Here is a 20,915-nt window from a genome sequence, read left to right as displayed (position 1 = left end):
GGGCTGACGCGTCCTTCTTGGAGACTAGCATGATGAAGCAGATCCTCCTTTCCTCCTTCCTCGCCCTGTCGCTGGCAGGATGCGCGACGGCGGTGCCGCCGGTCGAAGTGACGCGGTTCCATGTCGGCGATCCGGCGCGGAGCGGCACGATCGTGGTGGAGGAAATGCCCGCCAATCCCGACGCGGGGCTGGAATTCCGCACCTATGCGGCGGCGGTGGAGCAGGAATTGCAGCGGGTGGGCTTTGGTCCGACCACTACAGCCGCGCGGAGTGATTATGTCGCGCTGGTGGGCTTTCGGCGGAGCTTCCGCCCGGCGGGCTATGGCAATGACGGGCGGCCGGTGAGCGTCGGCGTCGGCGGCGCAGTGGGAAGCGGCGGCTATTCGGGAGTCGGCTTGGGGATCGGGATCAACCTGTCGGGACGGCCCAAGGATGTCGTCACGACCGAGTTGCAGGTGCAGATCCGGCGGCGAGCCGATTCGACGACGGTTTGGGAAGGCCGGGCGGTGAGCCAGGCGCGGGAAGGAACGCCTGCCGCGCAGCCGGGCCTGGCCGCGCAAAAGCTCGCCAGCGCGCTGATCGGGGGCTATCCGGGTGAATCAGGCCGCACTATAACCGTCAAATGACCATATCGATCAGCAGCGCCTTCGACAGCGGGAATATTCGCGTTCTTTCCATCAGAGATACCAGTGAGCAGGTTCGCGCTGAGCTGGAGATCGTCAAGGACCAGCAGAGCGACTTCTATCAATGGTTCCATTTTCGCGTGGCTGGCGTGGCGGGCCGCGAGGTGGAGCTGGCGATCACCAATTGCGGGACGTCGGCCTATCCCGACGGCTGGCCCGGCTACAAGGCGCGGGTCAGCGAGGATCGCGAAACCTGGACGCAGGCGGAAACGAGCTATGCCAACGGCACGCTGACCATCCGCCTGTCGCCGGACGTGAATGCGGTCTGGGTCGCCTATTTCGCGCCCTATTCGATGGAGCGGCACCATGACCTGATCGCCTGGGCGGCTTGCCAGCCGGGGGTCGAGCATCGGGAACTGGGCGTGACGCTGGATGGACAGCCGCTCGACCTGCTGACGCTGGGCGAGGGGCCGAAGAAGGTGTGGCTCTATGCGCGCCAGCATCCGGGCGAGAGCATGGCGGAATGGTGGATGGAAGGCGCGCTGGAGCGGCTGTGCGATGAGGAGGATTCGGTTGCGCGGCTGCTGCGCCGACAAGCGACCTTCCATATCGTGCCGAACATGAACCCGGACGGCAGCCGCCGCGGGCATCTGCGCACCAATGCGGTGGGGGTGAACCTCAACCGCGAATGGCATGAGCCTTCGATGGAGCGGAGCCCGGAAGTCTTCCTTGTGCGCGGCGCGATGGACGAAACGGGCGTTGACTTCGCGATGGACGTGCATGGTGATGAAGCGATCGCCGCGGTATTCCTGGCGGGGTTCGAGGGGATAGCTGGACTGACCGAGCGGCAGCTGGGGCTTTATAATCGGTTCCGGGATACGCTGGCGCTGCGGACGCCGGATTTCCAGACGGAGCGCGGCTATCCGCTGTCGGCGGCGGGCAAGGCGAACCTGTCCATGTCCACCAACCAGATCGCCCAGCGATTCGGCGCGGTGGCAATGACGCTGGAAATGCCGTTCAAGGATAATGACGACCTGCCGGATGCTGAGTTTGGCTGGTCGCCCGCGCGGTCGATGCAGTTGGCGAAGGACTGTCTGAGCGTGCTGGCGGAAATGATCGGCGAGATTTGAGGATTAAACGCCGGTCATCCAGCCAACGCTGGGATGACGAGGTGGGGTTAGCCGAGCAGGTCGCCTAGGAAGTCCTTCATCGAGCGGAAGCTGCGCTGGTCGGCGTCGGCGCTGTAGGCGAGACCCTTGTCGGGCATGTTGACCGCATGATCGGTGAAGGCGTGGCCCGTATGGCCATAGGCGTGGATCTGCCAATCGCAGCCTGCTTGCGTCAGTTCGGTGGCCAGGGCCACGGTGGCTTCAGGTGGCGCGATGGGGTCATCCCAACCGTGGCAGATCAGCAGCTTGGCGGTGATGGCGGCATTGGCGAAGGGCGGGGCGTCATAGACGCCGTGGAAGGCGACGCCGCCCGCAATATCCGCGCCGCTGCGGGCGAGATCGAGCACGCATTTGCCGCCGAAGCAGAAGCCGATCGCTGCCGTGCGGCTTTCATCCGCTTCTTTCAGCGCTTTGAGTACGGCATGCGCGCTGTTGACCCTGTCGCGCAGCAATGCGCGGTCGGCGTTCAGTTCGGCCATGTAGCAGCCCATGTCGGGATCTTCGCGGGTAGTGCGCTTGCCCTGCCCGTAGATGTCCGCGACGAGGACGGTGTAGCCGAGGGTGGCGATCTTTTCGGCATAGGCGAAGTCGGCTTCCTTCGTTCCTAGCACATTGGGGAAGAGGAGGATGCCGGGACAGGGTGCTTGGGCGGAGGCGTCCAAAACGGCGAGGCTTTCGAACGTGCCACCGGGGCCTTCATGGGTCGTGACGCGGCGGGTGATGGGCATGACGGCCTCGCTAAGTGGTGATTGCTGAAGCGAGAGTAAGGGGCTGGAGGGTTGTGGCAAGTGTTTGGAGGGCTGAACGCCCGAGAGAGGGAGAAAGGGACCCCGGATCAGGTCCGGGGTGACGAAGAACTGGCGACTGTCATTGGTTGGGAGGAGACGGCCCTGGCCCCCTCGCGCTGCGGCTCTGGAAGCGTATACGCAATGGGAAGGGCGCTAATGTCCTTCGACAAGCTCAGGACGAAACGGGGATCGTGCGCAGAGACATTCGGCTGCCTTCAACTCAGCCGGCTCCCTGAATCGGGATATTGATTGTTCCCCATAGCCCGGAGCAAGGCTGAGGTGGCTAGGAGCATTCGGCAGCTGGCCGGGGCCGCTTATCGGCGTTGCTAAAAACAGACGAGCTTACAAACTCCCGAATCCCGGCGCTTCGCCTCGGGCTTGGCGGTCGATGCGTTTTGGGCGTTTCCAGCCGATGCGGGGGCGTTTGCGTAGGCGCAGGGTGGGCCAGTCGCCGCGGTCGGTGCGTTCGGCGAGGCGCATGCCTTGGGAGCGGTAGGCGGCGAGGACGGCGTCGGCCTGTTCGTTCAGCAGCCCTGCGAGCAGGATGGTGCCGCCTTCCTCCACCATCGCGCAGAGCGAGGGGGCGAGTTCGATCAGCGGGCCTGCCAGGATGTTGGCGATCAAAAGGTCGTAAGGCGCGCGGGTGGCAATGGCGGGATGATCGACGCCAGCGGCGGTGTAGAGGGCCAGCTGTCCCAAGCCCTTGCCCACGGTCATGCGGTTGGCGGCGGCATTTTCTGCGCTGATCTGGACAGCGACGGGATCGATATCCGACGCGGTCGCATAGGCGCGAGGCCAGAGATGCAAGGCGGCGAAGGCGAGCAAGCCGGTGCCGGTTCCGATGTCCGCGACATTGCCGAAGCGCATGCCGATCCGGCGCATGCGGTCGAGCATCAGGAGGCAGCCTGCGGTGGTTTCATGCTGGCCGGTGCCGAAGGCGCGGCTCGCCTCGATCAGGAAATTGACATGGCCGGGCTGTTCGGGATCGGTGGCGAGGTTGCGGACGTGGAAGCGGCCTGCGGTGACGGGTTCGAGGCCCTGCTGGCTCAGCGTCACCCAATCTTCGTCGGGAAGCTTTTCGATCTGCGGTTTGGCGCCGGCGGCGCTGGGGACCAGAGTGCGGATGAGCTTGATGGCGGCGGGGCTTGGCTCGCCTTCGAAATAGGCGTCGAGGCGCCAGGCATTTTCATCATCGGGCGCGGCTTCGCTGGTCATCAGGACCGGCGGTTTGTCCATGAGCGCGAAGGCCGCGATGTCACCGTCGATCGCCTCCGCCTCCGCGCGGGTGCAGGGCAGGGTGACTTTCCAGCTTTGGGCGGTGGGAGAGGCAGCGTCGGTCATGGCGCGGCCTTTAGAACTTTGATGGGGGGAGGGGAAGCGGGTGCGTTGTCCGGCCGTGTGACGTCTGGCGCGATTTGGGGCGGGTACGGGCGGGGGAAGCGTGTTTCTGTGGGGCTGAAGAACAAGCGCCGCTTACCCGGCGACCCACCTCCGTCCCCTCCCTTGAAAGGGAGGGGTGATTGAACGGCGGCTTTGGCCCGGTCGCTCTCAGGCCACCTGGCGGCCGAAGTCGGAGGAGGCGGCGCGGAGGCTGGCGAGTTTGCCTTCGACGCTCATGAAGCCGCGTTCGAGCTGGTCGATTTCGGAGGCGACGACTTCCGTATCCTGGCGGATCGCGGAAATGGTGCCCGACATCGAATCGGCGGCGAGCGCGGTTTCATCGACGGCGGCGGTGATCATGGTGACGGTTTGCGCCTGGGCATCCATGGCGTGGCGGATGCGGTCGGCGCTGGATTGCACTTCGCCGACCGTGTCGCGGATGCGTTCGTTGGTTTCGACCGACTGGCGTGTGGATGCCTGGATATCGGCGATCTTGCCCGCGATCTCGTCGGTGGCGCGGGCGGTCTGGTTCGCGAGGCTCTTTACCTCCTGCGCGACGACGGCAAAGCCCCGGCCTGCGTCGCCCGCGCGGGCGGCTTCGATCGTGGCGTTGAGGGCGAGCAGGTTGGTCTGGCCCGCAATGTCGCGGATGAGGCCGAGGATCGATTCGATCGATTTGGCATGTTCCGACAGGGTGGCGGACATGGTGACCGCGTCGCCCGACTGGCGGGCGGCGCGCTGCGCCACATCGGCGGCGCTTTCGACTTCGGTGCGGGCATCCTCAATCGCGCGGATGAGGCCGGCGGAGGTGCGGGCGGCTTCGCGCATGGCGATGGCCGACTGTTCGGCGGCGGCGGCGACTTCCGACGCCTTGCCCAACATGCCGCGCGTGGCGGCGGAGGCGTCCTTCGCCTGTTCCCGGAGCGATTCGCCGAGCTGCGAGGCGCCGTCGATTTCCCCCATGATGCGCTGTTCGAACAGCGTGCTGATCCGCTGGCGCTCATCGCGCTGCGCCTCTGCTTCATCGCCCGCGAAAGCGTTGGTCATCATGCTGGCATCGACCATGCTGACCATCGTGATGACATTCACGAGGCGCTGGCGCGTCGTATCATCGGCGGCCTTTTGCCAGATCATGCTGTTAATCTGCTTGTTGGCTTCGGACACGGCGGTCAGCACCACGCCCAGCGGCAGGTTGCGCTTGCGCGCCAGCCGGACGCAGGCGATGCAGGAGCCCGCCCAGCTGCCCGCTTCGTAAAAGCTCAGCTTCTGCCGCACATATTCATGGGCCTCCGTCTCGATCTTCGCGATCGTCGAGGCGGCCAGGGTACTGCGCAGATGCGACTGTTCCATATAGCTGTCGAAGAAAGTGCGGGCGGCGGCAGACGCGCCGTCGCCGATCAGGTCGCGGATTTCCCGAAGCCCCGCGGCCAATTCACCGGTGGGATCGATCTCCGCCATACTGGCGATCATTGCGCTCTTCGATGCGGCGACGGACGTCATAAGCGGCAAACCTCAATTCTCTTGTTTGTCCGCCGGGTGATAGCGCGATCTGGTTAATCAGTTCTTAGCCGCGATCGATCGGGCGCGGGGAGCGGGCGGCTTGCCCTCTTGACCGTTCGCTCCTAAGGGGACGGGAATCAGGGACAAGCATCAGGGACGTAGGTAGATATGGCGCGAACCACGAGCCGGCCGCTCTCGCCGCATTTGACGATCTGGAAATGGGGGCCAGCGATGGCGATCTCCATCCTGCACCGGGTGACCGGCAACGGTCTTGCCACCGTTGGAATTCTGGGCGTGGTTTGGTGGCTGATGGCGATCGCCATGGGTCCGGACGCCTATGCGACCTTCGTCAAATGCGCGACTTCGCCCTTCGGCTATCTGGTGATGATCGGCATCAGCTGGTTCTTCTTCCAGCATATGATGTCGGGCCTGCGCCACTTCGTGCTCGACATGGGCGCGGGTTATGAGTTGAACACGAACAAGACCTGGTCGCTGGTGATCCCGGTCCTGTCGATCCTTGCGACCGTGGCGCTGTGGGCCACCATCTTTTCGGGGAAAATCTGATGGGAACGGGAACCGGAATCGGCCGCGTCCGTGGCCTTGGATCGGCGCGCCATGGTGCGCATCACTGGCTGGCGCAGCGCTATACCGCCGTTGGCAATCTGCTGCTGGTGCTGTGGCTGATCTTCAGCCTGGTGAGCCTGCCGGGGCTGGATTATGAGAGCGTCCGCAACTGGATCGCCAATCCGCTGGTGGCCGTGCCGTTGATGCTGATGCTGGTCAGCGTCTTTTACCATCTGCGTCTGGGCATGCAGGTGATGCTGGAGGATTATGTTCACGACAAGGGGCTGAACTTCTTCTGCATCCTGCTGCTGAACTTCTACACCATCGCTGGCGCCGCCGCTGGTATCTTCGCGATCGCCAAGATCGCCTTCACGGGGATCGTCAAGTAATGAGCGAAGCCTACAAGATCATCGATCATACCTATGACACGGTCGTGGTGGGCGCGGGCGGTTCGGGCCTGCGCGCGACCATGGGCAGCGCCGAAGCGGGCCTGAAGACCGCCTGCATCACCAAGCTGTTCCCGACCCGCAGCCACACGGTCGCCGCGCAGGGCGGCATCGCGGCTTCGCTGGGCAACAATTCGCCGGACCACTGGACCTGGCACATGTACGACACCGTGAAGGGGTCGGACTGGCTGGGCGACCAGGACGCGATCGAATATATGGTGCGTGAAGCGCCCGCAGCCGTCATCGAGCTGGAACATGCGGGCGTGCCGTTCAGCCGCAACGAGAACGGCACCATCTACCAGCGTCCCTTCGGCGGCCACATGCAGAATATGGGCGCAGGCCCGCCGGTGCAGCGCACCTGCGCCGCCGCCGACCGTACGGGCCACGCGATGCTGCATGCTCTGTATCAGCAGAGCCTGAAGTATGACGCGGACTTCTACATCGAATATTTCGCGATCGACCTCATCATGGAAAATGGTGAGTGCCGCGGCGTCATCGCCATCTGCATGGAAGATGGATCGATCCACCGCTTCCGTTCGAAGGCCGTGGTGCTGGCGACCGGCGGCTATGGCCGTGCCTATTTCTCCGCCACCTCGGCGCATAGCTGCACCGGCGACGGCGGCGGCATGGTGCTGCGCGCGGGCCTGCCGCTCCAGGACCTGGAGTTCGTGCAGTTCCACCCGACCGGCATCTACGGCGCGGGCGTGCTGATCACCGAAGGCGCGCGCGGCGAGGGCGGCTACCTCACCAACTCCGAAGGCGAGCGCTTCATGGAGCGCTATGCCCCCTCGGCGAAGGATCTAGCGTCGCGTGACGTCGTGTCGCGCTCGATGGCGATGGAAATGCGCGAAGGGCGTGGCGTGGGTCCGAACAAGGACCACATCTTCCTGCACCTCGATCATATCGATCCCAAGGTGCTGGCCGAGCGTTTGCCGGGCATCACCGAGAGCGGCAAGATTTTCGCGGGCGTCGATCTGACCCGTCAGCCGCTGCCGGTGACGCCGACCGTTCACTATAATATGGGCGGCATCCCCTGTAACTATCATGGCCAGGTGGTGACGAAGGTCGGCGACGATCCCGAAGTCGTGGTGCCGGGCCTCTATGCGGTCGGCGAAGCGGCCTGCGTGTCGGTGCATGGCGCGAACCGCCTGGGCTCCAACTCGCTGATCGACCTTGTCGTGTTCGGCCGTGCGACCGGCCTGCACCTTAAGGAAACGATCAAGCCCAACGGCTCGCATCGTCCGCTGCCCAAGGATGCGGCCGATCTGGCGCTTAGCCGCCTCGACCATTATCGCAACGCCAAGGGCGGTTCGCCGACGGCGAAGATCCGTCTGGAAATGCAGCATACTATGCAGAAGCATGCCGCTGTGTTCCGCGACAGCGCGCTGCTGGGCGAGGGCGTCACCAAGATGGCGCAGGTCAATGCCAGCATGCAGGATGTCGGCGTGTCCGACCGCTCGCTGATCTGGAACACCGACCTTATCGAGACGCTGGAGCTGGACAACCTGATGTCCCAGGCGGTCTGCACCATGGTCAGCGCGGAAAACCGCAAGGAAAGCCGCGGCGCGCATGCGCATGAGGATTTCCCGAACCGCGACGACGACAATTGGATGAAGCACACCGTCAGCTGGTTCGAAGGCTGGGGCGGCAAGGGCGGCAAGGTGTCGCTCGATTACCGCCCGGTGCACGACTATACGCTCACGGACGAGGCGGAATATATCAAGCCCAAGGCGCGCGTCTATTAAGACGCTGCGCCAGGTAAAATGATGAAGGGCGGGCTGCGAGGCTCGCCCTTTTGTTTGGCGGAACGGTCTTGCGCGGTCCCCGGCGAGGGGAATAAAATAGCGTGAGGCAGGTGAGGGGTCATAGAATGGCTGATGCGCACAGACAGGGCGGCCAGTGCCATTGCGGCGCGGTGCGGTTCGAAGTCGAGTTGAGCGATGGCCTCAACAGCGCACGCCGGTGTACCTGTTCCTACTGCCGGATGCGGGGCGCGATCGCTGTTTCGGCTAAGGTCGGCGGGCTCGATATCGTTCGCGGCGAGGATGTTCTGACGAGCTATCGGTTCAATACAGGATCGGCGCAGCACTTCTTCTGCTCCCGATGCGGCATCTACACGCACCACCAGCGACGGTCGAACCCCGGCGAATATGGGGTGAACGTCGCCTGCCTCGATGGCGTGAGCCCGTTCGACTTTTCGGAAGTGCCGGTGATGGATGGGATCAACCATCCAACGGACAGTGGCGTGGTGCGGCGCGTAGGGACGCTTCGCTTCATTCCTGTTGATTGAGCGTGGGGGCGCTGCGTGAGCGAGCGCAGAGTCCATTCCATCTTGATCCAAAGCGGCCATTGCCACGCATCGAATAGTTCGATATTTCGGATATGATCGAAATATCGAACTAAGGATTTCGCCGTTGAACATGCCTGAACAGGTGGGGTTGCCTGATGCGGTCGAAGCGCTTTCGGCGCTGGCGCATGGCCACAGGCTGGCTGTGTTCCGCCTGCTGGTGCGCGCAGGCGCGGAAGGTGTGGCCGCCGGAGAGATATCGCGCGAAGTGGGGGTGTTGCCCAGCACGCTCTCAACCCATCTGAACATTTTAGGACATGCAGGTCTGGTCCAGTCCCGCCGCGAAGGCCGGTCGGTGATCTACTCTGCTGATTTTAAAGGGATGCGCGATCTTCTCAGCTTCCTCGTGTCGGACTGTTGCGGAGGGCGGCCCGAGATATGCGCGCCACTGGCGGAAATCGCCGAAGCCGCCCAATGTTGCCCGCCCCGATGAGCTTTGCTCGAAATATCGCCGCCGAGGCGTTGGGAACGGCGATGCTGCTGGCGGTCGTCGTCGGTTCCGGCATCATGGGACAGCGGCTGGCCGCTGGTAATGATGCGATCGCGTTGCTGGGCAACACGATCGCGACAGGTGCGGGTCTCGTCGTCCTGATCCACATGTTTGCGCCGCTGTCGGGCGCACATTTCAACCCCGTGGTGACGCTGACTTTCCTGTTGCGGGGAGATACCGCGCCGCGCTTGGCGCTGTTCTACGTGGCGGCGCAATTCAATGGCGCGGTGATCGGCGTATGGGCCGCCCATGTCATGTTTGGCGAGCCGCTGTGGCAAATCTCCACCAAACTGCGCGACGGCTGGGGGCAGGGCCTTGCGGAGGCCATCGCCACTTTCGGGCTGATCGGCACGATATTGACGACGCAGCGGTCCCGGCCCGAGTTCACGCCTACCGCCGTTGGCCTTTATATCACCGCCGCTTATTGGTTCACGGCATCGACCTCCTTCGCCAATCCGGCCGTGACGCTGGCTCGCTCACTCACCGACAGCTTTGCCGGGATCGCTCTACCGTCGGTCCCCTTGTTCATCGCCAGCCAGATTGCGGGCGCGGTCGTCGCGCTTCTGGTGTTCGGCTGGCTCATCTTGGAGGAGCCGCCTCATGTCTGATACCTTTCCGATCACCATCTACCACAATCCTGCCTGCGGTACTTCGCGCAACGCACTCGCGATGATCGAAGCAGCGGCTTATGTCCCTGAGATAGTGGAATATGCCAAGGTGGGCTGGACGCGTGCCCTGCTTGAGCGGCTGTTTTCGGACATGGGCGCGTCGCCACGCGATGTCCTGCGGGGAAAGGGCACTCCCGCAGCCGAACTTGGTTTGCTGACAGATACGGTGTCAGACGATGAAATTCTTTCGGCGATGGTTGAGCATCCGATCCTGGTGAACCGCCCGATCGTCGTCACCCCCAAGGGCACGAAGCTATGCCGGCCGTCCGAGATCGTATTCACGCTGCTGGATCGGGTGCCCGACACGTTCACCAAGGAAGATGGAGAAGTCGTGAGGCCCTGAGGCGGCTGCATGTTCTGACGGGCGGCTTACTGGCCGGGCGCAGTTGGTGCGGGTGTACTGCGCAACAGGCCCTCACCCCTCCCACCGCTTTGCGGCGGGTCTCTCCCTCCCCCGCGTGCGAGAGAGGTAAATCGAGAGCAGGTGCGATTGGGTTTACGACCAAAGGCCCTCTGGCGCGCTTGCGTTGGGCTCGCTAAGTCTCTGTTTGATGACGATCGATCCTCTGGTCCTGTTGCAGGCCTATTCCATCGGCGTGTTTCCCATGTCCGATGACCGGGATGCGGAGGAGGTCTATTGGATTGAGCCCAAGCGCCGCGCGATCATGCCGCTGCGTGGCTTTCACTTGTCCCATTCGCTGGCCAAGACGATCCGGCGGGACCGGTTTCGGGTCACGGCGAACCGCGACTTTGGCGGCGTCGTGTCGCTTTGTGCGCAGGTCGCGGAGGATCGGCCGTCCACCTGGATCAATCGCGAGATCGAGCGGACATATCGGCACCTGCATGAGACCGGCTTTGCCCATTCGATCGAGGTCTGGGACGGTGAGGAATTGGTCGGCGGGCTTTATGGCGTTGCGCTGGGGCAAGCCTTTTTCGGCGAAAGCATGGTGTCGCGGCGGACCGATGCGTCGAAGGTCGCGCTAGCCTGGCTCACCGGCCGGATGCTCTTTGCCGGGTTCACGCTGCTCGATTGCCAGTTCATGACCGAGCATTTGCGGTCGTTGGGCGCGATCGAGATCAGCCAGCAGGATTATCTGGGGTTGCTGGCGGGGGCGCTGGGTGACGTGCCGCTGGGGGCGGGGCGCTCCGTATTGGCGGAAGGTTCGGGAGGCTGGGCGGAGCTGGCGTTCGCGCCGCTGGCGGGTGACGCGTCGGCCGGAGGCTCGCCCTTGCTGCCGAGCTTCACTGTGCCGGGGCCGCTTTCGGGCCAGGACATCGTGCAGCTTCTGACCCAGACGTCATAGATCGGGTGCTGCACGACGTTGCGTTCGGGCCGTTCCTTGAACAGCCAGCCAGAGAAGTTGCGGCGCCATTTATTGTCGGCGGTGCTGCGTACGTCGAGTTGCACGAAGGCGCCGGTTTCCTGCACATTTTCCCAGGGCGCGGTGGTCTCGCACGCTTGGAGGCGGACGATCGCATCACCCGCGCGCAGGGCGTCGCCAGGCTGCATGGTGAGATCGGTGGTGATGCCGTTGCGCTTGTTGAGGAGGCCGATCACGGCGACCCGTTCCGCCATCGGGGTGCCGGGCAGCGCGGAGGAACCGCTGTTGCGGATCTTCTGCCCTTCGATCTTCACCGGGCCGGTCTGATTGGCGGTGGGAAGCTCATCGCCGCCGCACGCCGCCAGCATCAATAGCGAGCCGAGCAAGGGGGCAAGGGGCAGGATCGGCAGGGGCGTCCCCGCCGGACGCCGGATCATGATGCGTCGGGGCTCCACGCTTCATAATCGCCCGTGGCGCGCTGCCGCTGACCGCCTTTTTCCAGCGCGCCGGAGGGGCGGTAGGCGTTGGGCGTGCCGGTCGCGTTCGGCGTATAATCGCGTTCCCAGATGCGCGCCGGGGGCAGGAAGCTTTCCGGCGTGCCTTCGATCGTATGATGCAGCCAGCCATGCCATTCGGACGGCACGCGGCTCGCATCATTATTGCCGTTGTAGATCACCCAGCGGCGTGTGCGGCCATGCACGTCCGCGCCGCCTTCATAATAGATATTGCCCTGATGGTCTTCGCCCACCTTCTTACCCTTGCGGGAGGTGTAGAGTGCGGTGCCGATGGTCGCGCCATTCCACCAGGTGAAGATCTTGGCCAGGATTCCCATGGGCGAAGCGCTTAAGCCCGAGGCGGGTCATTGGCAAGGCGGATATGGCGTCAGCGTGCCTGCGGCGGGCAGAAATCGAGGCCGGGCCGGCTCTTGCCTGCGGGGTCGGCGCACTTGCCCCAGGAGACCCGGTCTCCTTCGGCTATGCCAAGTTCCGCCGCCCGCCCGCCGCGTAGTTCAAGGACGGCGGTGACGGGAACGCCCGCCGATACAGGTTCGCGCGAATAGGGCTGGGTATTGGCGGCGATGAAGGCGATGCTGCCGTCCGTGCGGATGAAGAGCATGTCCAGCGGGATCAGCGTGTTCTTCATCCAGAAACTGGCGGTGCGCGGCGGGTTCATCGGGAAGAGCATGCCGCCATCAGCGGCGATCGCCTTGCGGAACATGAGGCCCTGTTCCTGCTGCCTTTCGGTGACGGCGGTCTCAACGGCGAAGCGATGCGTGCCCTTGGCGGTGTGGATCGCGAGGGGGAGGAGGGCGGCCTGCTGGGTTGCGGGGGTCGAGGATTTCTCGGCCTTTGGCGCTGTAGGCGAGCAGGCGGCGAGGAGGGGGAGGAGCAGGAGGGGGAGGTGCTTCATATGATGGGAGGTACATGTTTGAGGATAGGGCGCAATCCCCCTCCCCAGCCTGTGGCTGGCCCGCCTCTCCTTGCGGGGAGGATTTAGTCGGGTTCTGGCGGTTCGCCCGGGGCGGCGTCGGTCCAGCGGCGCGCTATGTCGTAGCTGTGACCGGCGCGGAGGAAGGCGGCGATCCATTTTTCGCGCAGCTTGGGGTCGGGGCGAGTCTGAGCGTAGGGGCCGAGCCGCTTGCGGCGGGCGAAGCGATCTGCGGTGGTCCATGCCTCGCTTTGCGTATGGGCGTCGGCCTCTTCGCGGTCGGTTTCGGCTATGCCGTCCGCGCGTAGGGTTTCCGCGACGCGACGGGAGCCATAACCGCGGCGGGCGAGCGATGCGCTTTTCATGACCGCGAAGCTGCGGTCATCGACATAGCGTAGCTCGGCCAGCCGATCGACGAGCAGGTCGGGCTGTGGCGGGTCCTCGCCGCCCCAGCCGCGCTCTTGCAGCTTGCGGTTGAGATAGGCGAGCAGCTTCGCCCGGCTGGTGGCGAAACGGCCGACATAGCGCAGCGCAAGTTCGCGCAGGCTGTCGCCGTCGAGCGGCGGGCGGGGACGTTTGCCGGTCATGTCAGCGCCTTCATGGGCAATGCTTATGCAGCGCGCGCCTTGATTATGCCACAGTGGGGCCGGAATTTTACCGCGCCTTATGCTGTAGAAGACGACGCTGGAATGCAATATCCGGTGCATCCTCGCTTCAAAGATGATAGCGGGCCGCCCGGATGACAAGATTGACATTGGGTGACACCAATATGACGGGTTCGCAAAGCATGATGGCACCGACGCCGACAAATGACGCCCTTCCGCGCCGCTTCTCTGATTTCGAGACGCTGGGCGAGGCACTTGATTACGCGGCGCGGGGACAGCGGGGGCTGAATTTCCATGATGCTCGCGGTAATCTGTCGCGGCCCTATCCTTTTTCCGAACTGCGGGATGATGCGGTCGCCTGCGCTCATCGACTGATCGCCCATGGGGTGAAGCCGGAAGATCGCGTGGCGCTGGTCGCCGAGACCGGCGTGGATTTCGCGCAGCTCTTCTTTGGCATCATCTATGCGGGCGCCTGGCCGGTGCCGCTGCCGCTGCCGACCAGCTTTGGCGGCAAGGAAAGCTATATCGATCAGCTCAACGTCCAGCTGTCGAGCTGTGACCCGATGCTTTTCCTCTTCCCGAAGGAACTGGAAGAGATGGCGGGGGAATCCGGGCGGCAAAAGGCGGTCGAGAGCATCGCTTTTGAGGATTTCATCGCGCGAGACGTCGTGCCCTGCGAACTGCCGCAGGCGAAGGGCGAGGAAATCGCCTATCTTCAATATTCCAGCGGTTCGACCCGCTTCCCCCATGGTGTGGCGGTGACGCATCACGCGCTGCTGAGCAATCTCGCCGCGCATAGCCATGGTATGGAGGTTCAGGATAGCGACCGCTGCATCAGCTGGCTGCCCTGGTATCATGACATGGGTCTGGTGGGCTGCTTCCTCTCGGTCGTCGCCAACCAGGTATCGACCGACTATATGAAGACCGAGGATTTCGCCCGCCGTCCGCTGGCGTGGCTGGACCTGATCAGCCGTAACGAGGGGACCTCTATCAGCTATTCGCCGACCTTTGGTTACGACATTTGCGCACGCCGCATGTCGAGCCAGACCAAGGCAGCGGATCGCTTCGACCTGTCGCGCTGGCGCTTGGCGGGCAATGGCGCGGACATGATCCGGCCGGACGTGATGCAGAGCTTTGTCGATGCGTTCGCCGATGCGGGCTTTTCACCCAAGGCGTTCCTGCCGAGCTATGGCCTGGCCGAAGCGACGCTGGCCGTCACCATCATGCCGCCGGGCGAGGGCATCATCGTCGAGTTGGTCGAAGAAACCGACCTGTCGGGCGGCGACGCGACCGAGGGCCGTCCACAGCGCTTCCGCTCGATCGTCAATTGCGGGAAGCCCGCGCGCGACATGATCGTGGAAATCCGCGACGAGGATGGCGGCGTGCTGGGCGAGCGGCAGATTGGCAAGGTTTGGACGACCGGCCCAAGCCTGATGGTCGGCTATTTCCGAGATCAGGAGGCGACCGACGCCTGCATGCTCGACGGTTGGCTGGACACGGGCGACATGGGCTATCTTAGCGATGGCTATCTCTACATCGTCGGCCGCGCCAAGGACATGATCATCATCAACGGCAAGAATCACTGGCCGCAGGATATCGAATGGGCGGTGGAGCAACTGCCGGGCTTCAAGCAGGGCGACATCGCCGCCTTCGCCATCACCACGCCGGGTGGCGAGGAAGCGCCCGCCGTGCTGGTGCATTGCCGCACGTCCGACAATGATGAGCGCACGCGGCTGCGCGACCAGATTCGCGAGCGGGTCCGGGCGATCACCGGCATGAACTGCGTCGTCGAACTGGTGCCGCCGCGCACGCTGCCGCGCACCAGTTCGGGCAAGCTCAGCCGGTCGAAGGCGCGCAACCTTTATCTGACGGGCGAAATTCGGCCTTACGACATCGCTGCCTGAGATAGCGACGGGTCACTTTACGGCCGCTGTGCTCGTCATGCCGGATTGGCGTGGCGTGGCTCAGGGCTGTGGGGTGATGCGGTTTGCTTTGCGTCTTTTAGAGCAGGCTGCGCCATGTTTCTCGACTTCGCTCGAAACGGGAAGGCGTGTGCGAACGAAGGGCGTTGGAACCTAGCGGCTCTGCACCTGGCGTTCGATCCCCGTCCATAGATTGCCGAACGCTTGTGCCGGTGGAGAAGTGGCGGCGAAGGCGCCTAGTGGTTTGCGGCGGACGGCCATTTGTTCGACCGCGCTGGCCATGGGGATGGCAGGCCATGCGGGCTGTGCTTCTATCGCGGCGCGGTGGAGGGCGCGGCGGCGATCGACCATGGAATAGACGGGCATGATCGGCGGATGGCTGCCGCCCCGCTGGACGAGATAGCGGGCGACCTCTCCCATCGCGCGCTGAGCCAGTGGGGAGGGGATGACCGGGATCACGATCATGTCGGCGGCGCGCAGCACTTGCTCGCTGGTTTCGGTGAGGCCGGGCGGGCAATCCAGGATGATGCGGTCGTAATCCTTGCCGACAGTCTCGATCAGTTTGGCGAGCCGCTTCTTCTTGTCCATTTCCCGAAACAGATGATCGAGGCTGCGCAGGGAAGTGTCGGCGGCGATCAGGTCCAGGCCCTGAACGGTCGATGGCTGGATCAGCTTGCGGACTTCGACATCCTTGCTGAAGATCGCCTGCGCGGCGTCGCGGCTTTTGCTGTCGGTGGAGATAAGCCAGCTGGACGCGGCCTGCGGATCAAGATCCCAGAGGAGCGTCCGCCTTTTCGAAATGCAGGCGGACGCCCAGGCCAGATTGATCGCGAAGGTGGTTTTACCCACGCCCCCTTTGAGGCTGTAAACGGCGATGGTCGCCAATGCCGGATCCTTTGCCATATGCGGAGGCTATATTGCTGCACCGCAAAAGCAAGGACCCAATCACAGCATTGTTACGCCCTTGTGACGGGCTGCGCAAAGGGGGGGTATTTGCGCAGCCCGTCGGGACCGTACCCGTCAGATGGGCCGGTAAATGGCATAGACTTTCTTCACATGCTCGCGGCTGTCCCAGCTGCAATGCGCGCCCTGCTCCACCAGGAAGATATCGCCCTTGCGGAAAGTGCCCTCGCGGCCTGCGCCATCAATGAAGGTCACGTTGCCTTCGAGCAGGTACATAAGTTCATAGTGGCGATAGGCCATGGAGAGGCGGTGATAGGGCGTGGAATCCCAGGTGCCGCAGACGAATTCGCCGTCTGCTGACCGATAATCGGTGAAGTTGCGGCAGCTAGGCGTCGGGCCGACCAGCAGTTCGGCGAGGGGCGTGCCCGAGGATTCGAGCGGGGCGTCTTCATCGATGAGAATGATGGCGGGCGGGGCCTCCGGGCTGCCGTTGCGGCGCATCGCGATCAGTCGTGCGCCTTCCCGCGAGGACCAGGTGAAGCCAGTGCCCTTTGTGATGACGGCGCTCTGATTGGTGGAAAGCTGCGTGGCGCCCTCCGCGGTTTCGAGGGTGAGCGTGCCGTCGAGAAGGATGAGGAACTCGTCATCGGGCAGGCTTTGCACCCGGCCGCGGCCCTGGGGGAGGGCGATGAGGTAGATCGAGACTGCACCTTCGGGAAGGCCGAGAGCGGCGCGGCTGGTCAGGAAGGGGTCGCCATATGCTTCGGATGGGATTGCGGCGGCGCGGGCAAAAGCGCGCAGATCGTAGAAGCTGCGGGTTTCGATGGCCATGGCTTGGGTCATGAGTGGTCCTTCTTCCCTCCACGCCGGCTGCGCCTGTCGAAGTGCGCCTCCTGAAGAAAGCGGAGGGCTTCGACAAGCTCAGCCCGAACGGAGATGAGCTTGGTCTGATTGGAAGAAAGGATAGGATTATGGGGGCGAAATAATCCGCTCAAACAAAGCGGGTGCGCAGGCGATCATGCCATAAAAAATCCCGCCGCGAGCCATTCACGCGGCGGGATTGTCTATGACCGTTGCGAAGGATCAGGCCGCGACGCGGCGTTCCTTCAGTTCCTCGTTCAGCATTTCCGCAAGCAGGAAGGCGAGTTCGAGGCTCTGCGCCGCGTTGAGGCGCGGGTCGCAATGGGTGTGGTAGCGGTCGGCTAGGCCCTCATCGGTGATGGCGATGGCGCCGCCGGTGCATTCCGTCACATTCTGGCCGGTCATTTCGGCATGGATGCCGCCGCCGAAGCTGCCTTCGGCACGGTGCACGGCGAAGAAGCCGCGCACTTCGGCCAGGATGCGGTCGAACGGGCGGGTTTTGTAGCCATTGGCCGCCTTGATGACATTGCCGTGCATGGGGTCGCAGGACCAGACCACCGGATGGCCTTCGCGCAGCACCGCGCGGACCAGCTTGGGCAGGCCCGCCTCGATCTTGTCATGACCGTAGCGCGTGATGAGCGTGATGCGGCCCGCCTCGCGCGAGGGGTTCAAGATGTCGAGCAGGCGGATGAGGGCGTCGGGCTCAAGGCTCGGGCCGCACTTCATGCCGATCGGATTGCCGATGCCGCGCAGATATTCGATATGCGCCGAGCCTTCGAACCGCGTGCGGTCGCCGATCCAAAGCATGTGCGCGGACGTGTCATACCAGTCGCCGGTCAGTGAATCCTGCCGGGTCAGCGCCTGCTCATAGGGGAGCAGCAGCGCTTCATGGCTGGTGTAGAAGCTGGTTCCGCCGAGCTGCGGCACGGTTTCGGGCGACAGACCGCAGGCGCGCATGAAGTCGAGCGCCTGGCCGATCTGATCCGCCATGGCTTCGAACTTCGCGGCCCAAGGGCTGCGGCCCATGAAATCGAGCATCCAGCCATGCACCCGATCCAGGCTGGCGTAACCGCCGGTCGAGAAAGCGCGCACCAGGTTCAGCGTCGCGGCTGACTGGTTGTAGGCCCGGACCATGCGCTGCGCGTCAGGCTCCCGCGCTTCGGGCGTGAAGGCAATGTCGTTGACATTGTCGCCGCGATAGCTGGGCAGTTCCACGCCGCCGATCGTTTCGGTGTCGGCCGAGCGCGGCTTGGCGAACTGGCCCGCCATGCGGCCGACCTTCACGATCGGCAGCTTGGACGCGAATGTAAGGACCACCGCCATCTGGAGCAGCACGCGGAAGGTGTCGCGGATGTTGTTCGGGTGGAACTCCGCGAAGCTCTCGGCACAATCGCCGCCCTGCAGCAGGAAAGCCTCGCCATTGGTGACCTTGGCGAGGTCGTGCTTCAGGTTGCGCGCTTCGCCGGCAAAGACGAGCGGGGGAAACTGGCTGAGCTGCGCCTCCACGGCGGCGAGCGCCTCCGCGTCACGATAGACGGGCATCTGAATGCCCTTATGCTCCCGCCAGCTTTCCGGCGTCCACTTCGCCGCCACAGTGAGTCTCCCAAAAGATGTAAAAATAGGGGCCGCCCCTACGCTGATGAAGGGGTTAAAGCAAGTTTATAGCTGCGGGAGCGTGGGTGCTGCGAGGACAGGCTTACTTCTCGCAGGGGTAACGGCCGTTCAGCGCGACGCTGACAAGTACCGAGGCAGGCGCCTTGCGCTGGTCAGGATAGCGTTCCAGATAGGCGACGACGATGCGCCGCACGTCTTCGGCCTGCATCTGGTCGGGCCAGCAATTCGCGTGGGTTCGGCCGATGAAGACGTCTTTCTTTATGCCGTCCACCGCGCCGACGATGTAGGCCGTGCAGGCGAGCGCATATTCCGGCGCTTTGTTACGGCATTTGGTGAGCAGGGTCGTGCCGGTTTCGAACATGAAGACCTGCGTCCTGGCTGGGGGCGGCGCCGCCGCGGCGAGGCCGCTCATGATCGCCAAGATGTGCCATTTCATGGGCAGAAGGTGCGCCCTTCGCGATCTGCTGTCCAGCGGAACCGGCGCAGCGGCGGCACGGTTCGGCTTATTATGACGAAGGCGTAACGGTTTGGTAAATAAGGCTTTTACCCTATATTCAAGCGCCAGTCCCAGCGCAGAGGATCGCCGTCCATCACCTCCACGCCGCGTCCGATCAGGCCGTCCCTGATCTCGTCGGACAGCGTGAAGTCCTTTTCGGCACGGGCGGTCTGGCGGCGGTCGAGTTCCGCCTCGATCTCGTCCGGAGTGATCTGAACATCCTTGGGCTGGAGCCGCAAGTCGGCGCGGCTGAGCGTCAGCAGATTGAGGCCCAACGCCTGGTCGAAGGCGGCGATCAGGCAGAGTTTCTCATCGACGGGCACCTTCTTGAGCGCGATCGTCTCTTCAAGTAGCGGCAATGCGCGGGGCGTCATGAGGTCGTCGCTGAGCGCGGCGTCGAATTGCTCCAGTAGCGGCGCCAACTTGGGGTGCAGGTTGGCGCGTAAATAGTCGAGACGCGGTGATTGCCAGGTGACGCCTTCAGCGCGGCTCTTGAGGTTCTCGACGCCCATGACGAGGCGTTTGAGGCGCGTAAGCGCAGCGGCGACGCTTTCGCCGCTGAACTCCAGTTCGCTGCGATAATGAGCGCCGAGGCATAGCAGACGGTAGGCGAGCGGGTGCACGCCCGCGTCGATCAAGGAGAAGAGGGTGGTGAAGCCGCCCTTCGACTTGCTCATCTTGCCCTGGCGATCGACCAGGAAGTTGTTGTGCATCCACCAGCGGGCGCCGGTGAAGCCGGGCTGCGCGTCGTTGCAGCCGCAATAGGCCTGATTCTGCGCGATCTCGTTCGGGTGGTGAATTTCGCGATGGTCGATGCCGCCGGTGTGGATGTCAAACGGATGGCCGAGCCGCGCCTCGCTCATCACCGAGCATTCGAGGTGCCAGCCGGGTGCGCCCTTGCCCCAGGGGGAGTCCCATTCCATCTGGCGCTGCTCGCCGGGCGGGGATTTGCGCCAGATCGCGAAGTCGGACGGGTTGCGCTTGCCTGCGACCGGATCAATGCGGGCATGGGCAGCATCGTCGCGGCCTCCCGCCAGTGCGCCATAGTCGGGCACGGTGCTGCTGTCGAAATAGAGGCCGGTGTCGAGTTCGTAGCAATGCGCGGGTGCGATCTTCTTCGCGAATTCGATCATCTGCGGGACATAGTCGGTGGCGACGGTCCACTCACTGGGCGCGATGACGTTGAGGTCTGCGATATTCTGCTTGAAGGCGTCCGTGTAATGCGCGGCTATGTCCCAGATGCTCTTTGCCTGGGCGCGGGCGGCGGCCTCCATCTTGTCATCGCCTGCGTCGGCGTCGCTGGTGAGATGGCCGACATCGGTGATGTTGATGATGTGGGTGACGTCCAGGCCCTTCCACAACAGCGTGCGGCGCAGCGTGTCGGTGAAGACATAGGCGCGCAGATTGCCGAGATGGGCGTAGTTATAGACCGTAGGGCCGCAGCTATAGACGCGCGCGTGGTTCGCCTGAATGGGGGCGAAGGGTTCGACAGCGCGGGTCAGGCTGTTGAAGAGGCGCAGGGGAGCGTCGGCGTGCTGCTCGGCGGGGGTGAACTGGTCGCTCATGAGGCGCAGCCATGCGGCGGTTCGGGGCGGGCGTCAACCGTGGGTGATCTTGTCGAGGCCTGTCCTCCGCCTTTGTAACAAATTGTTGCTGATGGGCCGATCACTTGCGCTGAGGCGTTTCCTTACCGATATTGCTTGTGCGGGCCGGGCCCCTCTGGCGGCTGGCTTCCTGCGGGGAGCTGGTCGTGATGTCGGACCGCATCGAGTGCGCTCGGTGCAGGTTC

General features: G+C 63.9%; 22 protein-coding genes and 1 pseudogene. 11 read left to right on the top strand and 12 right to left on the bottom strand.

Annotated features, from left to right (window positions below):
• Positions 1 to 29: 29 nt before the first annotated feature.
• Positions 30 to 626 carry a DUF4136 domain-containing protein gene (locus EP837_RS04640; RefSeq protein WP_066528705.1) on the top strand — a complete coding sequence of 199 codons (597 nt, stop codon included), beginning with the start codon at positions 30 to 32 and terminating at the stop codon, positions 624 to 626.
• Positions 623 to 1,753, top strand: a complete 1,131-nt coding sequence (locus EP837_RS04635) for a M14 family metallopeptidase (RefSeq protein ID WP_066524863.1) — start codon at positions 623 to 625, stop codon at positions 1,751 to 1,753. The genes EP837_RS04640 and EP837_RS04635 overlap by 4 nt, the downstream gene beginning before the upstream one ends.
• A gap of 47 nt (positions 1,754 to 1,800) precedes the next feature.
• On the opposite strand, the gene EP837_RS04630 is transcribed toward EP837_RS04635, so the two are convergent.
• From EP837_RS04630 to EP837_RS04620, 3 genes are all read right to left on the bottom strand, one after another.
• On the bottom strand, positions 1,801 to 2,520 hold the full coding sequence (locus tag EP837_RS04630) for a dienelactone hydrolase family protein (protein WP_066524860.1): 720 nt from the start codon (positions 2,518 to 2,520) through the stop codon (positions 1,801 to 1,803).
• Between the two features lie 402 nt (positions 2,521 to 2,922).
• Entirely contained in the window at positions 2,923 to 3,921 is a 999-nt protein-coding gene (locus tag EP837_RS04625; RefSeq protein WP_066524859.1) for a 50S ribosomal protein L11 methyltransferase, read from the bottom strand.
• Positions 3,922 to 4,128: 207 nt separating this feature from the next.
• Positions 4,129 to 5,460 (bottom strand): methyl-accepting chemotaxis protein, encoded by a 1,332-nt coding sequence (locus tag EP837_RS04620; protein ID WP_066524856.1) that lies wholly within the window; start codon positions 5,458 to 5,460, stop codon positions 4,129 to 4,131.
• Between the two features lie 168 nt (positions 5,461 to 5,628).
• On the opposite strand from EP837_RS04620, the gene sdhC reads away from it, so the two are divergent.
• The 8 genes from sdhC (at position 5,629) to aat (ending at position 11,279) form a co-directional block, all read left to right on the top strand.
• A complete protein-coding gene (gene sdhC / locus EP837_RS04615; RefSeq protein ID WP_066524854.1) occupies positions 5,629 to 6,024 on the top strand; it encodes a succinate dehydrogenase, cytochrome b556 subunit in 396 nt (131 codons plus the stop codon).
• Positions 6,024 to 6,413 carry a succinate dehydrogenase, hydrophobic membrane anchor protein gene (gene sdhD, locus EP837_RS04610; RefSeq protein WP_066524852.1) on the top strand — a complete coding sequence of 130 codons (390 nt, stop codon included), beginning with the start codon at positions 6,024 to 6,026 and terminating at the stop codon, positions 6,411 to 6,413. Before sdhC ends, sdhD begins: the two co-directional genes overlap by 1 nt.
• The gene (sdhA, locus tag EP837_RS04605) at positions 6,413 to 8,215 is read left to right on the top strand and encodes a succinate dehydrogenase flavoprotein subunit (protein WP_066524850.1); all 1,803 of its coding nucleotides are present in this window, start codon (positions 6,413 to 6,415) and stop codon (positions 8,213 to 8,215) included. Before sdhD ends, sdhA begins: the two co-directional genes overlap by 1 nt.
• Positions 8,216 to 8,340: 125 nt before the next feature.
• A complete protein-coding gene (locus EP837_RS04600) occupies positions 8,341 to 8,760 on the top strand; it encodes a GFA family protein (protein ID WP_066524849.1) in 420 nt (139 codons plus the stop codon).
• Between the two features lie 130 nt (positions 8,761 to 8,890).
• Positions 8,891 to 9,250: an ArsR/SmtB family transcription factor gene (locus EP837_RS04595; RefSeq protein WP_066524841.1), complete on the top strand. Its 360-nt coding sequence runs from the start codon at positions 8,891 to 8,893 to the stop codon at positions 9,248 to 9,250.
• Complete coding sequence (locus EP837_RS04590) at positions 9,247 to 9,915, top strand: MIP/aquaporin family protein (protein WP_066528703.1); 669 nt, start codon at positions 9,247 to 9,249, stop codon at positions 9,913 to 9,915. Before EP837_RS04595 ends, EP837_RS04590 begins: the two co-directional genes overlap by 4 nt.
• Positions 9,908 to 10,318, top strand: coding sequence for an arsenate reductase (glutaredoxin) (gene arsC / locus EP837_RS04585; RefSeq protein ID WP_066524838.1), 411 nt, complete (start codon positions 9,908 to 9,910; stop codon positions 10,316 to 10,318). Before EP837_RS04590 ends, arsC begins: the two co-directional genes overlap by 8 nt.
• Before the next feature lie 208 nt (positions 10,319 to 10,526).
• Entirely contained in the window at positions 10,527 to 11,279 is a 753-nt protein-coding gene (gene aat / locus EP837_RS04580) for a leucyl/phenylalanyl-tRNA--protein transferase (RefSeq protein ID WP_066524835.1), read from the top strand.
• A 35-nt stretch (positions 11,280 to 11,314) separates the two neighbouring features.
• On the opposite strand, the pseudogene EP837_RS21760 reads toward aat, so the two are convergent.
• The 4 genes and pseudogenes from EP837_RS21760 to EP837_RS04560 form a co-directional block, all read right to left on the bottom strand.
• A pseudogene (locus EP837_RS21760) lies at positions 11,315 to 11,485 on the bottom strand (DUF2155 domain-containing protein); the annotation flags it as partial.
• 245 nt (positions 11,486 to 11,730) lie between these two features.
• The gene (locus tag EP837_RS04570) at positions 11,731 to 12,129 is read right to left on the bottom strand and encodes an NADH:ubiquinone oxidoreductase subunit NDUFA12 (protein ID WP_066524833.1); all 399 of its coding nucleotides are present in this window, start codon (positions 12,127 to 12,129) and stop codon (positions 11,731 to 11,733) included.
• A 50-nt stretch (positions 12,130 to 12,179) separates the two neighbouring features.
• Entirely contained in the window at positions 12,180 to 12,707 is a 528-nt protein-coding gene (locus EP837_RS04565; RefSeq protein ID WP_066524830.1) for a DUF192 domain-containing protein, read from the bottom strand.
• A gap of 83 nt (positions 12,708 to 12,790) precedes the next feature.
• On the bottom strand, positions 12,791 to 13,312 hold the full coding sequence (locus EP837_RS04560) for a regulatory protein RecX (RefSeq protein WP_066524826.1): 522 nt from the start codon (positions 13,310 to 13,312) through the stop codon (positions 12,791 to 12,793).
• 200 nt (positions 13,313 to 13,512) lie between these two features.
• Here EP837_RS04560 and EP837_RS04555 point away from each other — a divergent pair, with 200 nt between their 5' ends.
• Positions 13,513 to 15,234 (top strand): fatty acyl-AMP ligase, encoded by a 1,722-nt coding sequence (locus EP837_RS04555; RefSeq protein WP_197486329.1) that lies wholly within the window; start codon positions 13,513 to 13,515, stop codon positions 15,232 to 15,234.
• Between the two features lie 171 nt (positions 15,235 to 15,405).
• Here the strand turns inward: EP837_RS04555 and EP837_RS04550 are convergent, their stop codons facing one another.
• The 5 genes from EP837_RS04550 to cysS form a co-directional block, all read right to left on the bottom strand.
• Positions 15,406 to 16,155 (bottom strand): ParA family protein, encoded by a 750-nt coding sequence (locus EP837_RS04550; protein WP_066524824.1) that lies wholly within the window; start codon positions 16,153 to 16,155, stop codon positions 15,406 to 15,408.
• Between the two features lie 117 nt (positions 16,156 to 16,272).
• Entirely contained in the window at positions 16,273 to 16,998 is a 726-nt protein-coding gene (locus EP837_RS04545) for a cupin domain-containing protein (protein WP_066524823.1), read from the bottom strand.
• A gap of 240 nt (positions 16,999 to 17,238) precedes the next feature.
• Positions 17,239 to 18,609: a class II 3-deoxy-7-phosphoheptulonate synthase gene (locus EP837_RS04540; RefSeq protein WP_066524818.1), complete on the bottom strand. Its 1,371-nt coding sequence runs from the start codon at positions 18,607 to 18,609 to the stop codon at positions 17,239 to 17,241.
• A gap of 103 nt (positions 18,610 to 18,712) precedes the next feature.
• Entirely contained in the window at positions 18,713 to 19,066 is a 354-nt protein-coding gene (locus tag EP837_RS04535) for a Rap1a/Tai family immunity protein (RefSeq protein ID WP_197486309.1), read from the bottom strand.
• A gap of 107 nt (positions 19,067 to 19,173) precedes the next feature.
• Complete coding sequence (gene cysS, locus EP837_RS04530; protein WP_066524817.1) at positions 19,174 to 20,691, bottom strand: cysteine--tRNA ligase; 1,518 nt, start codon at positions 20,689 to 20,691, stop codon at positions 19,174 to 19,176.
• Positions 20,692 to 20,915 lie beyond the last annotated feature (224 nt).

The sequence above is a fragment of the Sphingobium sp. EP60837 genome (assembly GCF_001658005.1).
GTDB lineage: Bacteria > Pseudomonadota > Alphaproteobacteria > Sphingomonadales > Sphingomonadaceae > Sphingobium > Sphingobium tyrosinilyticum.
This window is presented reverse-complemented; position numbering and strand designations above follow the sequence as displayed.

Bases quoted from the DNA above. Each gene is read 5' to 3' on its own strand.
- EP837_RS04625 (WP_066524859.1), bottom strand. From the start codon at position 3,921: ATGACCGACGCTGCCTCTCCCACCGCCCAAAGCTGGAAAGTCACCCTG.
- EP837_RS04545 (WP_066524823.1), bottom strand. From the start codon at position 16,998: ATGACCCAAGCCATGGCCATCGAAACCCGCAGCTTCTACGATCTGCGC.
- EP837_RS04565 (WP_066524830.1), bottom strand. From the start codon at position 12,707: ATGAAGCACCTCCCCCTCCTGCTCCTCCCCCTCCTCGCCGCCTGCTCG.
- EP837_RS04620 (WP_066524856.1), bottom strand. From the start codon at position 5,460: ATGACGTCCGTCGCCGCATCGAAGAGCGCAATGATCGCCAGTATGGCG.
- sdhC (WP_066524854.1), top strand. From the start codon at position 5,629: ATGGCGCGAACCACGAGCCGGCCGCTCTCGCCGCATTTGACGATCTGG.
- EP837_RS04630 (WP_066524860.1), bottom strand. From the start codon at position 2,520: ATGCCCATCACCCGCCGCGTCACGACCCATGAAGGCCCCGGTGGCACG.
- EP837_RS04590 (WP_066528703.1), top strand. From the start codon at position 9,247: ATGAGCTTTGCTCGAAATATCGCCGCCGAGGCGTTGGGAACGGCGATG.
- EP837_RS04635 (WP_066524863.1), top strand. From the start codon at position 623: ATGACCATATCGATCAGCAGCGCCTTCGACAGCGGGAATATTCGCGTT.
- EP837_RS04595 (WP_066524841.1), top strand. From the start codon at position 8,891: ATGCCTGAACAGGTGGGGTTGCCTGATGCGGTCGAAGCGCTTTCGGCG.
- EP837_RS04560 (WP_066524826.1), bottom strand. From the start codon at position 13,312: ATGACCGGCAAACGTCCCCGCCCGCCGCTCGACGGCGACAGCCTGCGC.
- EP837_RS04555 (WP_197486329.1), top strand. From the start codon at position 13,513: ATGATGGCACCGACGCCGACAAATGACGCCCTTCCGCGCCGCTTCTCT.
- EP837_RS04570 (WP_066524833.1), bottom strand. From the start codon at position 12,129: ATGGGAATCCTGGCCAAGATCTTCACCTGGTGGAATGGCGCGACCATC.
- EP837_RS04600 (WP_066524849.1), top strand. From the start codon at position 8,341: ATGGCTGATGCGCACAGACAGGGCGGCCAGTGCCATTGCGGCGCGGTG.
- arsC (WP_066524838.1), top strand. From the start codon at position 9,908: ATGTCTGATACCTTTCCGATCACCATCTACCACAATCCTGCCTGCGGT.
- EP837_RS04550 (WP_066524824.1), bottom strand. From the start codon at position 16,155: ATGGCAAAGGATCCGGCATTGGCGACCATCGCCGTTTACAGCCTCAAA.
- sdhD (WP_066524852.1), top strand. From the start codon at position 6,024: ATGGGAACGGGAACCGGAATCGGCCGCGTCCGTGGCCTTGGATCGGCG.
- aat (WP_066524835.1), top strand. From the start codon at position 10,527: ATGACGATCGATCCTCTGGTCCTGTTGCAGGCCTATTCCATCGGCGTG.
- cysS (WP_066524817.1), bottom strand. From the start codon at position 20,691: ATGAGCGACCAGTTCACCCCCGCCGAGCAGCACGCCGACGCTCCCCTG.
- sdhA (WP_066524850.1), top strand. From the start codon at position 6,413: ATGAGCGAAGCCTACAAGATCATCGATCATACCTATGACACGGTCGTG.
- EP837_RS04640 (WP_066528705.1), top strand. From the start codon at position 30: ATGATGAAGCAGATCCTCCTTTCCTCCTTCCTCGCCCTGTCGCTGGCA.
- EP837_RS04535 (WP_197486309.1), bottom strand. From the start codon at position 19,066: ATGAAATGGCACATCTTGGCGATCATGAGCGGCCTCGCCGCGGCGGCG.